Below are 12,485 nucleotides of genomic sequence, written 5' to 3'. Positions count from 1 at the left end.
TGATGGCACGGGCACTCATCATCGTCGACGTCCAGAACGATTTTTGCGAGGGCGGCGCGCTGCCCGTGGAGGGCGGCGCTGCCGTGGCCGGCGCCATCAGCGAGTACGTCGAGAACCACCACGGCCAGTTCGACCACATCGTGGCCACCCAGGACTGGCACATCGATCCCGGCACCCACTTCTCGGAGGCGCCGGACTTCAAGGACAGCTGGCCGCCGCACTGCGTCGCCGGGACACAGGGTGCCGAGCTTCACCCCGAGCTCGACACCGAACACATCCAGGCGTACTTTCACAAGGGGCTCTATTCAGCGGCCTACTCCGGGTTCGAGGGCCTGCTGGCACCGGAGGACGCCGTGCCCACCGGGGAACGGCAGCCCGGCTCCCTGCCCGGTTCGATGTCTGCTGCCGCTGATCCCGACTACGCCCCCGAAGAAGACGCCATTGGCCTGGACGACTGGCTGCAGAGCCACGATGTGGAGGACATCGTGGTGGTGGGCCTGGCCACCGACCACTGCGTCATGGCCACATCCCTGGATGCCGTCCAGGCCGGCTACTCCGTCACCGTCATCAAACGGCTGACGGCGGGCATCGCCGACGACCTCGAGGACACCTACGCCGAAATGGAGCTGGGCGGCGTCGACCTTGAGTAGCGTCAACCGCGAGTAGCTGTGTTCGGCCTGGTTACGTCCGTCCGATGAACCAGTCCTGGAGCTTCTTCAGTCGGGACTGGAGCTGCTGCTCATTGGCCTGCGCCACGGGAGGCCCGCCGCAGACGGTCCGCAGCTTGGTGTGGACCACCCCGTGCGGGGTGCCCGTCCGCGCCGACCAGGCCGCCACGTTCTTGGCGAGCTCATTGCGCAGGTCCATCAGCATCCGGTGGTCGGGCACTGCCGGGCCGGCGGGCTCCGCTGCCGGGCTTTGGCGCTTTTTCCGGCCCTGCTGCTCGTGCTGGCGCTGGCGCAGCAGCAGGCCTACCTGCTCGGCATCCAGCAGGCCGGGAATGCCGAGGAAGTCGAGTTCGTCCTCGGAGCCGATGTCGCCGCCCGTGCCGAACTCGCCGCCGTCGAACAGCACGCGGTCGAAGGAGGCCTGCGAGTCCAGTGCTTCGAACTTGCCCTTGGTCAGGCTGTCCGATGCCTTTTCCTCGCGGTTGGCCTCGTCCATCAGCGACTCTTCGAGGTCCATCAGGCCGTCGGGGTCATCGTTCTGCGGCCGGTCCAGGGCATGGTCGCGTTCGGCTTCCATGCTGTTGGCCAGCGCCATCAGTGGCGGAACGGACGGCAGGAAGACCGACGCCGTCTCGCCCCGCTTCCGGGAACGCACAAAGCGCCCCACTGCCTGGGCGAAGAACAGGGGCGTGGAAGTGGATGTGGCGTAGACGCCCACCGAGAGACGCGGGACGTCCACGCCTTCGGAAACCATGCGCACGGCAACCATCCAGCGTTTGTCGCCCGCGCTGAACTCCTCGATCTTGCTCGAGGCCTTCGCATCATCGGACAGGATGACAGTCGGTGACTCGCCGGTGATCTTCTTCAGCTGGCCGGCGTACGCCCGGGCATCCTCGTGGTCAGTCGCAATCACCAGGCCGCCGGCATCGGGAACGGAACGCCGGACCTCGCTGAGCCGCTTGTCCGCCCCCGCCAGGACGGCGGGGATCCATTCACCGGCAGGATTCAGGGCGGTCCGCCAGGCCTGGGACGTGATGTCCTTGGTGACCGCCGCCTCCCCGAGCGAGGCAGCCATCTCGTCGCCCGCGCTGGTGCGCCAGCGCATCTGCCCCGAGTAGGCCATGAAGATCACGGGACGCACCACGTGGTCGCGCAGCGCGTTGCCGTAGCCGTAGGTGTAGTCCGCCTTGGAGCGCCGGATGCCCTCACGGTCCTCGATGTACTCCACGAACGGAATCGGTGAGGTATCCGAACGGAAGGGCGTGCCCGTGAGGGACAACCGCCGGACGGCGGGGTCGAAGGCCTCACGGAGACCATCACCCCACGACAGGGCCTCACCGCCATGATGGATCTCGTCAAGAATCACCAGGGTGCGCGCGGCCTCGGTCTTGGCCCGGTGCAGCAGGGGCTTGCTGGCCACCTGCGCGTAGGTCACGGCCACGCCGATGAACCCGCGGCCGTGCTGGCCGTCGGAATTCTTGAAGTTCGGGTCAATGGCGATGCCCACGCGCGCCGCGGCATCAGCCCACTGCCGCTTCAGGTGGTCCGTGGGGGCCACGATGGTCACGCGGTTCACCGTGCCGGCGTCGATGAGCATGGAGGCCACCCTGAGCGCAAAGGTGGTCTTGCCGGCGCCGGGGGTGGCCACGGCCATGAAGTCGCGGGGAGCTTTGCTGAAGTAGAGGTCCAGCGCTTCCTGCTGCCAGGCACGGAGCTTCGGGGCGGTTCCCCAGGCTGCGCGTTCCGGATAAGCCGGGGGCAGGGTGGGTCCGCCGAAGAGTGTCTCCGTCACTATTTGTTGTTGCCTGCGTCTCCGCCGGACCCGCTGCCGCCGTCATTGCCCGGGCGGAGGCCGTCGTAGACCTCTTTGCACATCGGGCAGATCGGAAACTTCTGCGGATCCCGGCCGGGGGTCCAGACCTTGCCGCACAGCGCGATGACCGGCTCGCCCGTCATGGCGGACTCCATGATCTTTTCCTTGCGCACGTAGTGGGCAAAGCGCTCACGGTCACCGGGTTCCACTTCCTGGCGCAGTTCCTCGCGCTCAATGGTTGCGGTGGACGATCCGGCGCCGGAAAGCTCACGCATGGGGTCGTTGTCGAGAGGATCCGTCATGCTACTCATGGCATCCATCTTAGCCGTTCCCCACATGCGGCTGCGGGAGGCGTGCGGCTGCGGGAGGCATGCGGCTTGGGGAGAGCCGGGCGCAGGTTCCGGTCACAGCCCCTGCCATGCCGGTTTGTGGTCGTAGGTGTGCCGGTAGTAGTCGGCAAGCTTCAGCGACGACGCCGCGGCCTCATCCACCACGACGGAGGCATGCGGGTGCAGCTGCAGCACCGAAGCGGGGCAGATCGCGGCGACCGGACCCTCCACCAGGTCATGGACGGCCTGCGCCTTCTGGGCACCCGTTGCCACCAAAATGGCGTGGCGGGACTCGAGGATGGTGCCCAGACCCTGGGTCACCACGTGGTGCGGAACCTCGTCGAGGCTGTGGAAGAAGCGGGCGTTGTCCCGGCGTGTCTGCTCGATGAGCGTCTTGATGCGGGTGCGGGAGGCCAGGGACGAGCCCGGTTCGTTGAAGCCGATGTGACCGTCGGTGCCGAGGCCCAGCAGCTGCAGGTCGATGCCGCCGCGCTCCCGGATCCGGTCCTCGTAGGCGCGGCAGGCGGCGGCAAGATCAGAGGCGCCGCCGTCCGGTCCCAGGACGTTCTCCGGTGCAATGTTGACCCGGTTCGCGAAGTCGCGGCGGATCACTTCCCGGTAGGACTCGGGATGGCCGGGTTCCAGCCCGACGTACTCATCGAGGGTGAATCCGAAGGCCCGGCTGAAGTCCAGGCCCGCCTGTTCGTGGCGACGGGCGAGTTCGTCGTAGACCGGCATCGGCGATGAGCCCGTGGCGAGGCCCAGGACTGCGTCGGGTTTACTCCGCAGCAGGCTTTCCACGGCATCCGCCACGAGGGAGGCTATCTGCCTGCCGCCCGCAAGAATGACGACCTCCATGACCAGGCCTTTCTCTCGGCTGTCCTGCTAGTCAACCATGGCCGGCGGCCGCCCGGCAGGGGCATTCAGGGGTTGGATTTTCACCGGTTGCCTGCTTCACCGGTTGCCTGCTTCAGCGGTTGACAGTGACCTGGGCCAGAAGCTCGGGGCCGCGGGCATCGAGCCAGCGTCCGCCCAGCCGGACCCCCGCAGTAAACAGCGCGGTACCCAGGACCGGTCCCACGGCAAGGTTAATCCAGCCAAACAGCGGGTCCCCGGTGAACACCTGCGCCAGGAGCAGCCCCGCCTCGGGCAGGACCAGCACCAGGAGGACCCCCATCCCGCCGAACTGCACGGCCAGGGTCTGGCCCACGTTGCCCGGGGGCTTCTTGAACGGGCTGTCTCCGGGAAGCGGCACGGCGATGGTGTAGCGGGCGGACACCACGGAGGACAGGCCAAGCCCCGTGAGCAGCACCCCTGCGGACATGCCCAGGATCGCGGGCCACCAGGCCCAGTCGCCGGTGATGAAGAACGGCACGACGGCGAGGACGAGTACCGTGGGCAGCGCGAACGCGAGGCACCCCAGGGCGCGCCCCAGCCGGTCGTCGACGCCGCGCACACCGGCGGCGAGGTGCAGGGCGAATGCGGTGTTGTCGTAGGACACGTCGCCGGAGATGGACCACGCCAGGAGGAACGCCGTGAGCGGCCCGGTGATCATCAGGACCCCGTAGTCGTTGGTCTGGCTGGCCTGGAAAGCCAGCACCACCGGCAGCAGCGGAATCACCACCAGCGAACCTGAGTAGCGGGGATCACGGAACCAGTAGGTCAGTGCCCGCGCGGTGACGGCACCGGCCGGCGTGGCCGGCAGGAGGGCGAACAGTCCCAGGCGCCCGCCCTTCCGGCGGCTGCTTCCGCTGTACGGAGGCGTCACGAGGGCCCGCTCCAGCAGCAGCTTCCAGCACCAGGCAAGCCCCGCCAGGGTGGCTGCGGCAATGAGAAGCTTGAGCACGGCAATGCCCGCGTGTCCGGCCTGGAGCTCGCCGCCCAGGGACCAGGCCGCCCCCAGCGGCGTCCACGAAATCCTGTCCGCCAGCCCGGACAGGAAGGCCCCGGAACCTGCCATGCCCTGGAAGACGGCGGCGATGAGCGGGCCCAGGAGAACCAGGGGAACCATGAACGCGATGCCGCTGACGTCCTTGAACCGCCGGGACGCGGCCAGGCTGGACGTGGCTGTGGTGACCACGCGGGAAAACACCACGCAGGTGAGCACGCCCAGGACAGCGCCCGCCAGTGCGCCCGCCGCAGGCAGGACACCCCGGGACCAGGTGACAACGGTCCCCAGGGCGACGAGCAAGGTGGCCAGCCCGGGAAGGCCGATGAGGCCGCCGAGTGCAAGGCCGGCCAGAAGCTGCGGCATGGGCACGGCCGAGGTCGTGAACCGCGCCGGATCCAGTGTCATGTCCACGGCCGAGGCAATCACCGGCACGATCCCCCAGCCCAGCAGCGCGGCGGAGCCGCCGAGCACCACCACGGTCTGGGCCAGCGCCGGGTCCTCCTGCCGGAGCAGGACCAGCAGCACCACGCACATGCCGACGATGAACAGCGCGTAGAGTCCGCCGAACGCCAGTCCGACCAGCTGCCAGGGGCTCCGCCGCAGGCCGTTCCGGAGCAGCGTGAGCTTCAGCCTCAGAAGGTGCGCAACCATTCGAGCCCCTCTGTCCGGCTCCTGCCGCCCACGAGCTGCACGAACCGTTCCTCCAGGGTTGCTCCGCCCCGCACCTGCTCGACGGTCCCGGCGGCCAGGATCCGGCCGGCAGCCACGACGGCAACGTGGTCGCACATCCGCTGCACGAGGTCCATCACATGGCTGGACACGATCACTGTGCCCCCGGTGGCCACGTACCTGTCCAGGATGTCCCTGATGTTGGCGGCGGAGACGGGGTCCACCGATTCGAAGGGCTCATCCAGTACGAGCACCTTCGGAGCATGGATCAGCGCGGAGGCCAGGGCGATCTTCTTGGTCATGCCGGCGGAGTAGTCCACCACCAGGGTGCCCGCATCCTGGCTGAGGTCCAAAGCTGCCAGCAGCTCCCCGACCCGGGCTGCAACGACGTCCCTGCCCATGCCGCGGAGCAGCCCTGCATACGTGACCAGCTGCTCACCGCTGAGCCGGTCGAAGAGCCGCACTCCGTCCGGCAGGATGCCCATCAGTTTCTTGGCTTCCAGCGGCTGCGCCCAGACGTCCACCCCGTGGACCACCGCCGTTCCGAAGTCCGGACGGAGAAGGCCTGTGGCCATGGACAGGGTGGTCGTCTTGCCGGCACCGTTAGGGCCGACGATACCGAAAAAGGATCCGGCAGGGACGTCGAGGCTGATGCCGTCCACCGCGATCTTGCTGCCGAAGCGTTTGGCTAGCCCCCTGATCGAGAGGGCCACTAACGGAGTGCTCATGCACTCACCCTAGCCGCGGCCCGTCCCCGCGGGGATCCTCCCGAAGGAGTAAAACCGCCGAAGGTGCCGGGGCTGGCAGATGCGGCTAGAAAGTTCTCCGCGGCACGGCCCGCTCGTACTGGGGTGCCCAGCGCAGGTCGTGGCCGAGCTCGAAGGCTGCCCGGAGCCACCAGTGCGGATCCCGCAGAGCCGCCCGCGCGATGAAAACGCCGTCGGCCTGGCCGGTGGCCACCACATGCTCGGCCTGCCCGGGGGATGTCAGCAGCCCGACGGTGCCGGTGGGCACTCCGGTTTCGCGCCGGATCCGGGCCGCGAATTCCGTCTGGTACCCCGGTCCCGGCTGGATCCGCTGGTGCGCCACCGCGCCCCCGCTGGACACGTCAACGAGGTCCACACCGCGCTCAGCAGCCTGGGCGGCAAGCCGGACGGAATCCTCGATGCCGATTCCGCCCTCGGCCCAGTCCGTGGCGGAGATCCGCAGCAGCAGGGGCATGGAGTCGGGAATGACATCACGCACCGCATCGATGACAGCCAGCGTGAGCCGGTTCCGCCCGTCGGTGTCGCCGCCCCAAGCGTCCGTGCGGTTGTTGATCAGCGGGCTTTGGAACTGGTGGAGGAGGTAGCCGTGGGCGCCGTGCAGCTCGATGGTGTCGAAGCCGATGGCGACGGCACGGGACGCTGCGGCGGCAAAGTCGGCGATGACGCGCCGGATGCCGTCCTCCGTCATGGCCTCGGGCGGCGCATAGCCGTCGAAGGCCTGGGCGCCCGGACCCACGGTCTCCCAGCCGCCGTCGGCTGCCGCTACCGACCCGCTCCGGCCGGAGAACGGCCAGTACGTGGACGCTTTGCGTCCGGCGTGGGCGAGCTGGGCACCGATCCTGGTGCCGGCGACGCCGTGGCGGTGCACAAAGCGGACGATCCGCTCCCAGGCCGCGGCCTGCTCGTCGTCGTAGAGTCCTGCATCCCGCGGACTGATGCGCCCCTCGGCGTTGACCGCCGCGGCCTCGGTCAGGATGAGGGCCGCTCCCCCGGCGGCGAATGATCCAAGGTGCATCAGGTGCCAGTCGTTCGGCACGCCGGGCGCCTCGTCGGGTTCGCAGCTGTACTGGCACATCGGTGACACCCAGCCGCGGTGCTGCAGCTCAAGGGAGCGGAGCGTCAGGGGCTGGAACAGCGCGGGAACCGCCACTAAAACAGCACCCGGGCCAGGGCCTGGCGGGCCTTGCCGACGCGTTCGTCGGTGGTCCCCACGACTTCGAACAGCTCCAGCAGGCGCACCCGGGCGGTCTCGCGCTCGGGCCCGAAGTTCCTGCCGATGAACGCGACGACGCGGTTCAGGGCATCCTCCACATGGCCGCCGGCGAGATCCAGGTCCGCAACGCCCAGCTGGGCGCTCAGGTTGTCCGGTTCATCCGCGGCGAGCTGGCGCAGGGCCTCGCCCTCGGGTCCGGAGAGGCTCTGCAGCCGCTCCATGAGTTCCACCTGTGCCAGGCCGGCCTTGGCCTCGGCGTCGGCCGGCATCTCTGCGAGTGCCTGCCGGTAGGCAGCTGCGGCCGCGGCGTAGTCACCCTGCTCGATAGCGTCGAAGGCCTTCTGGTGCAGGGGCGGAAGAGGGGCAGGGCCGGCTTCTTCGGAGGCGCCCGGGCCGCCGCCGACGTTGCCCGTAACGCCGTTCGCGGCCGCCACCGTCAACAGCTCGTCGAGCAGGGGGCGGATCTGCTGCTCGTCGGCGCCGCCCTGGAAGAGCGGAACCGGCTGGCCCTTGAGCACGGCGACCGCGGTAGGGACGGCCTGCACCTGGAAGGCCTGGGCCAGCTGCGGGAATGCTTCGATGTCGGCAGCGGCGAGGACCAGCCGGCCGCCGTAGCCCTCGATAATCCGCTCCAGGGCGTCCAGCAGGCCGGTGGATTCGGGCGAATAGGCAGCCCACAGGGTAAACACCACGGGCACCTGGGCGGACAGTTCGATCAGGCTCTGGAAGTTTGCCTCGGTGACGTCCACCCGGAGGGCGGGTCCGCCGTCGGCCTGCCCGGCCGGCGGGGCGCCTGCCCCGGCAGCGTTGTTTTGCGCCGGGGGCGCCGGGCGCTGCTTGAGCGAGGAGAGGTCGACGGCGCCGCGAAGGTTAAGCTGGCTCGCGGCCGAAGGGACAGGACGGGAAGCTGGCGAACTCATAGCTCCCACTCTAGCCACAAGAGCGGCCGCGGTAGCACCGCGGCCGCTCGAGTGACGGCAGGTTTAGGGAAGGCCGTTCCCTACTTGAAGCTGGCGCCCACCAGCCCGCGCGTGGCGGCCACGAGCTTCATCGGATCCTTCGAGTCGGCCGGCGGCACGTATACGGCCACGGATTCGGCGAACTTCAGCACCATGCCGGTGGTGGTTTCCTTGCCGCCGGCGAGGACGGCCGCATCGTTGCCGATGGACAGTTTGTCGCCGTCGGCCTTGGGCGTGCCGTCGAAGTTGAAGGTCAGCCGGCCCAGGACCAGGGCACCGCCGTCCTCCGTCCGGAACACCACGGTGCTGTCCGGGACAACCTTGTGCGTGAACGCGAACTTGCCGTCAACGCCGTCCTTCACGATGTCCGACTGGTAGGACAGCGTGTCCGCGATGTACGGGGAGGATTCCCCTTCCACCAGCTTGCTCTTGAACGTGGAGTTGGCCTTGGTCAGCCGGTCCGCGAGGCCGGCGAGCGCTTCCTGTCCGCTGTAGAGAAGGCCGGACTTGTCCCCTGCGGCGAGCGACTCGGTGCCGCCGCGGACAATTGCAGGGAAAGTGGTGCCGGGCTGCAGGGGCGAGGTGCCTACGAGCTTGTAGTTCTCCCGCGGGGACTCCTGCACGAGCGTGAGCAGCTGCGGTACAACGTTGCCTTCACCCTGCGTGACGGCCAGGATGGAGCGCGGCCATTCGCGCTTGTCGGTGACCACAGTGGTCAGGAGCTTGGTGGACCGCACAGGCATGCGCGCGTCGTAGGAAGCCACCCGCGACCTGATCTTGTAGTTCTGGGTGCGGACTTCAAGCTCCGTCCCGGCCACGCGGGAGGCGAGCTTCTTGGCGTCCTTGGCGGCGTCGCCGGCGTCAGTGGCGCTGGCAACCTGCTCCAGGATGCGGCGGAACTGGGCGTCCAGGACCACGGGCGTGCCAGCGGCCTTCGCTGCGGCCGACGGGGTGCCGGCGGTGGAGGCCGGAGCTGTTGAGGTACTGGCCTGCGCGGCAGCGGCGGTGCCGGCCAGGACAGCTGCGGTGGTGGCTGCCACCACCACGCTCAGGCGCGTGGAGGAGGACCGCTCGCCGGCCTTGGCGGCTGCCTTGGCGCGGGCGCGCCGCGCAAACGGGCTGCCCTGGCTGTCGCTGCCCTTGGCAGCAGGGCCGTTGCCGGGGGTTCCGTTGCCGGAGGGTCCGCCGTCGCGGGGTGTACCGGTCTTGGGCTTGAGGACCAGCAGCGCACCGCCGGCAAGGATCAGGAGCCCGCCGAGGACCATGAGCGGGACCGCCCACGGCATGGAGGTGTCGTTGGGGAACGTCATGGAGATGGACGACGGCGCGGGCTTCTTTCCGTCCGCCGCGAGCAGCAGGGACCACTCGCCGTCGGCCGGGGCGGACCACGTGTAGTCCAGTTCCCCGCTGGCCTTCTCGGTGCTGACCCAGAGGTCGGAGCCGGCCGGCGAGGGCGCGCTGGCTTCGCCGTCGGTGTGCTTTACCTGCAGCGACTTCCTGTCGTCGGAGAGTCCGGTGACGGTGTTGTGGGCGGTCTTGCCCACCCAGGCGTCCACATCATCCGGGCGTCCTGCCGCGAGCAGGAAGCTGCCCTCACCCTTGACCTTGAGGGTGACCGTTCCACCCTCGAGGGTGCGCAGCTTCTGGTCGATAACGGTCAGGGGCGCGGCTTCACCGGCGGAGGCCGTTGCCGTCACCGTCTCGGCGGGGGCCCAAAAGGTCTTCTGCCCGATGCCGGCCAGCAGTGTCAGGAGGCCGAGCAGCACAAGTGCAACTGCAGTCTTGAAACGCAAAGGAATACCTATCATCAGCGGGGGTTTACCTTCAATAGTAACCGTTTCGTTACCAATAGGCCGGATCGGGGGTTCCGGGGGCCCTGCTGCCACTCCGGCGAAACGCCGCCCGCCCGGCTATTCACAAGGCTGCTGATAGTGTTTGCGATGATCATCACACCCGGCCCGCAGCCGCGGCGCCACGGACGGTAAAGGCATCAAAGAGCAGTGACTGAACACACGGATCCGTCCATGCGCGGCGCCGAGGACCTGCCCGACGCCGACTCCTCCCAGCCCCTCCCCGCGCCCCACCCGGGTGCGGCACACAACACCTCCCCCCAGCACCCCGAAGCACAGAATACGGCCAAGCCAAAGGGCCGCCCCGCCGTGCTCGGCGCGGTGCTCAGGCGCCTGCGCCAGCCCATCCCCGGCGCCCAGCCGCGGCTGCGGTTTGAGTTCCCGCCGGAACACCCCGACAACGCCGAGGCAGAGGAGACCGGGGATACTGAGCGCTTCGGTCCGCCCGGCCCTCGCATCTCGACCCAGCATCCGCTGTACCTCGGATTCATGGGGACCGTCGGTGTAGGCCTGGCGCTGCTGGTCTACTGGATCGGTTCCCACACCACCCAGCTGCTGCTGTGGATTGTCGCTGCACTGTTCATCGCCCTCGGCCTGGACCCGGTGGTCCGCTGGCTGGAGGGCCGGAAGATTCCCCGGCCCGCGGGGATCCTGGTGTCGGTATCAGTGCTGATGCTCGCCGTCGTCGGCTTCTTTGCCACCCTTATCCCCACGATCGTGGAACAAGTCACCGAGCTCGTGAAGCAGGCCCCCGTATGGGTGCGGGACTTCATCAATTCGGATTTCTTCCGGACGCTCGACAACCAGTTCGGCGTCCGGGACCGGATCCAGGAGGAGCTGGACAAGTTCGTCAAGAACCCGGAGGCCATGAGCGGCATCTTCGGCGGCGTCCTCGGCTTCGGGTCGACGGTGGCCAACGGGCTGTTCGGCACGCTGATCGTGCTGGTACTGAGCCTCTACTTCCTCGCCGCGCTGCCGGCCATGAAGAGATGGGGCTACCGGCTGGCGCCGCGGTCCCGCAGGCACCGCGTCGAGGCACTGTCCGAGGAGATCACCCGCTCGGTGGGCAACTACGTCATCGGGCAGGCGGTGGTCGCCCTCCTGAACGCCACCTTTGCCTTCATCGTCATGTCCATCATCGGAGTGCCGTTCGCGGTGCTGCTGGCCTTCATTGTGGCGCTGCTGGCCTTCATTCCCCTGGTTGGCGGCCTGATCGCCGGCGTGCTCGTCACCCTGATCACCCTGACGCTGGGCTGGCAGTCCGCCCTGGCCTACGCCATCTGCTACTTCGCCTATCTGCAGTTCGAGGCGTACTTCATCTCGCCGCGCATCATGCAGAAGGCAGTAGCGGTACCCGGCGCCGTCGCCGTCATCTCGGTGATTGCAGGCGGCAGCCTGCTCGGCGTCCTGGGCGCACTGATCGCCATCCCGACGGCGGCCGCCACCCTGCTGCTCATCAAGGAGATTTACATCGTCCGCCAGGACAAGCATTAGAGCCGGCAAACATTAGACCCGGCAAGCACTAGACGGCGGCGGTGGCCACGGGGCCTTCCCACTCCTGCGGCAGGCCGGCGACGCCCGAGCCCTCCCGGGTGACGTCGTCGACGATCTCATTCAGCACCCGCGCAGCCTGCTTCTCCCCCACCCAGAGGTGCTTGGCGCCGTCGACCCCCACCACCCTGGCCTGCGGCACGATGCCGAACCGGGCTTCCGCGGCGGCGGGCTGCAGGTAATCGTCGTGCTCGGGAACCAGGACCGTCAGCGGCTTGCCGGAGGCCGCCCAGAGCTTGAGGTGCTCGTCGGTGGCGCGGTGCAGCGGCGGGGACAGCAGGATGGCGCCCTCCACCTGAGAGGCTACCGGCTCCACTGCGCCGTACATGAGCGCGAGTTCCGTTCCGAAGGACCAGCCCACGAGCCACCGGTTGGGCAGCTGCCGCTCGACGGCGAAGCGCACCGCCGCCTCGACGTCGTACCGCTCGCCGATGCCTTCTTCAAACGCTCCCTCGCTGGTTCCGCGCGGCGAGGACGTGCCCCGGGTGTTGAAGCGCAGCACCGCCACCCCGGCCAGCGCCGGCAGGCGGTAGGAGGCCTTGCGGTAGACGTGGGAATCCATGAAGCCGCCGTGCGTGGGCAGCGGGTGCAGGGTGATCAGCGTGGCGGTGACCGGACCCGATTCCGGCAGCGCCAGCTCGCCTACCAGCGTGTGGCCGTCCTCAGTGCGGATTTCAATGTTCTCGCGCCGGGCCGGGAGCACCGTTGAGGCGCGGATGGCGGTGGATGCTGATGGCTGGCTAAAAACGTACGACGCCGGGTCAAAAGTCATGCG

At 68.6% G+C, this 12,485-nt stretch carries 11 protein-coding genes; 2 read left to right on the top strand and 9 right to left on the bottom strand.

The window, feature by feature from the left end; translation table 11 throughout:
• The first annotated feature begins 2 nt into the window (after positions 1–2).
• Positions 3–650, top strand: coding sequence for an isochorismatase family protein (locus ACFUTU_RS04815; RefSeq protein ID WP_377961296.1), 648 nt, complete (start codon positions 3–5; stop codon positions 648–650).
• A gap of 31 nt (positions 651–681) precedes the next feature.
• Here ACFUTU_RS04815 and ACFUTU_RS04810 read toward each other — a convergent pair whose 3' ends face one another.
• The 8 genes from ACFUTU_RS04810 to ACFUTU_RS04775 form a co-directional block, all read right to left on the bottom strand.
• Positions 682–2,460, bottom strand: coding sequence for a DEAD/DEAH box helicase (locus ACFUTU_RS04810; RefSeq protein WP_377961293.1), 1,779 nt, complete (start codon positions 2,458–2,460; stop codon positions 682–684).
• Positions 2,460–2,801, bottom strand: coding sequence for a DUF3039 domain-containing protein (locus ACFUTU_RS04805; RefSeq protein WP_377961291.1), 342 nt, complete (start codon positions 2,799–2,801; stop codon positions 2,460–2,462). The genes ACFUTU_RS04810 and ACFUTU_RS04805 overlap by 1 nt, the downstream gene beginning before the upstream one ends.
• A gap of 84 nt (positions 2,802–2,885) precedes the next feature.
• Entirely contained in the window at positions 2,886–3,668 is a 783-nt protein-coding gene (nagB, locus tag ACFUTU_RS04800; protein WP_377961288.1) for a glucosamine-6-phosphate deaminase, read from the bottom strand.
• Between the two features lie 112 nt (positions 3,669–3,780).
• A complete protein-coding gene (locus ACFUTU_RS04795) occupies positions 3,781–5,352 on the bottom strand; it encodes a transporter (RefSeq protein ID WP_377961285.1) in 1,572 nt (523 codons plus the stop codon).
• Complete coding sequence (locus ACFUTU_RS04790) at positions 5,334–6,098, bottom strand: ABC transporter ATP-binding protein (RefSeq protein ID WP_377961283.1); 765 nt, start codon at positions 6,096–6,098, stop codon at positions 5,334–5,336. The genes ACFUTU_RS04795 and ACFUTU_RS04790 overlap by 19 nt, the downstream gene beginning before the upstream one ends.
• A gap of 85 nt (positions 6,099–6,183) precedes the next feature.
• Positions 6,184–7,287, bottom strand: coding sequence for an NADH:flavin oxidoreductase/NADH oxidase (locus ACFUTU_RS04785; protein WP_377961280.1), 1,104 nt, complete (start codon positions 7,285–7,287; stop codon positions 6,184–6,186).
• On the bottom strand, positions 7,287–8,270 hold the full coding sequence (locus ACFUTU_RS04780) for a co-chaperone YbbN (RefSeq protein ID WP_377961277.1): 984 nt from the start codon (positions 8,268–8,270) through the stop codon (positions 7,287–7,289). Before ACFUTU_RS04780 ends, ACFUTU_RS04785 begins: the two co-directional genes overlap by 1 nt.
• Before the next feature lie 80 nt (positions 8,271–8,350).
• Positions 8,351–10,117, bottom strand: a complete 1,767-nt coding sequence (locus tag ACFUTU_RS04775; protein WP_377961275.1) for a hypothetical protein — start codon at positions 10,115–10,117, stop codon at positions 8,351–8,353.
• A 192-nt stretch (positions 10,118–10,309) separates the two neighbouring features.
• Between ACFUTU_RS04775 and ACFUTU_RS04770 the strand changes: the two genes are divergently transcribed.
• A complete protein-coding gene (locus ACFUTU_RS04770; RefSeq protein ID WP_377961272.1) occupies positions 10,310–11,653 on the top strand; it encodes an AI-2E family transporter in 1,344 nt (447 codons plus the stop codon).
• Between the two features lie 28 nt (positions 11,654–11,681).
• Here ACFUTU_RS04770 and ACFUTU_RS04765 read toward each other — a convergent pair whose 3' ends face one another.
• A complete protein-coding gene (locus tag ACFUTU_RS04765; protein WP_377961269.1) occupies positions 11,682–12,482 on the bottom strand; it encodes an alpha/beta hydrolase in 801 nt (266 codons plus the stop codon).
• Positions 12,483–12,485: the final 3 nt, after the last annotated feature.

It is taken from the genome of Arthrobacter sp. NPDC057388 (assembly GCF_042668165.1).
In the GTDB taxonomy this organism is placed as follows: domain Bacteria; phylum Actinomycetota; class Actinomycetes; order Actinomycetales; family Micrococcaceae; genus Arthrobacter.
The sequence above is the reverse complement of the archived record's forward strand: the minus strand, read 5'-3'. Positions and strand labels throughout refer to the sequence as shown.

Bases quoted from the DNA above. Each gene is read 5' to 3' on its own strand.
- ACFUTU_RS04815 (WP_377961296.1), top strand. From the start codon at position 3: ATGGCACGGGCACTCATCATCGTCGACGTCCAGAACGATTTTTGCGAG.
- ACFUTU_RS04805 (WP_377961291.1), bottom strand. From the start codon at position 2,801: ATGGATGCCATGAGTAGCATGACGGATCCTCTCGACAACGACCCCATG.
- nagB (WP_377961288.1), bottom strand. From the start codon at position 3,668: ATGGAGGTCGTCATTCTTGCGGGCGGCAGGCAGATAGCCTCCCTCGTG.
- ACFUTU_RS04795 (WP_377961285.1), bottom strand. From the start codon at position 5,352: ATGGTTGCGCACCTTCTGAGGCTGAAGCTCACGCTGCTCCGGAACGGC.
- ACFUTU_RS04790 (WP_377961283.1), bottom strand. From the start codon at position 6,098: ATGAGCACTCCGTTAGTGGCCCTCTCGATCAGGGGGCTAGCCAAACGC.
- ACFUTU_RS04780 (WP_377961277.1), bottom strand. From the start codon at position 8,270: ATGAGTTCGCCAGCTTCCCGTCCTGTCCCTTCGGCCGCGAGCCAGCTT.
- ACFUTU_RS04775 (WP_377961275.1), bottom strand. From the start codon at position 10,117: ATGATAGGTATTCCTTTGCGTTTCAAGACTGCAGTTGCACTTGTGCTG.
- ACFUTU_RS04765 (WP_377961269.1), bottom strand. From the start codon at position 12,482: ATGACTTTTGACCCGGCGTCGTACGTTTTTAGCCAGCCATCAGCATCC.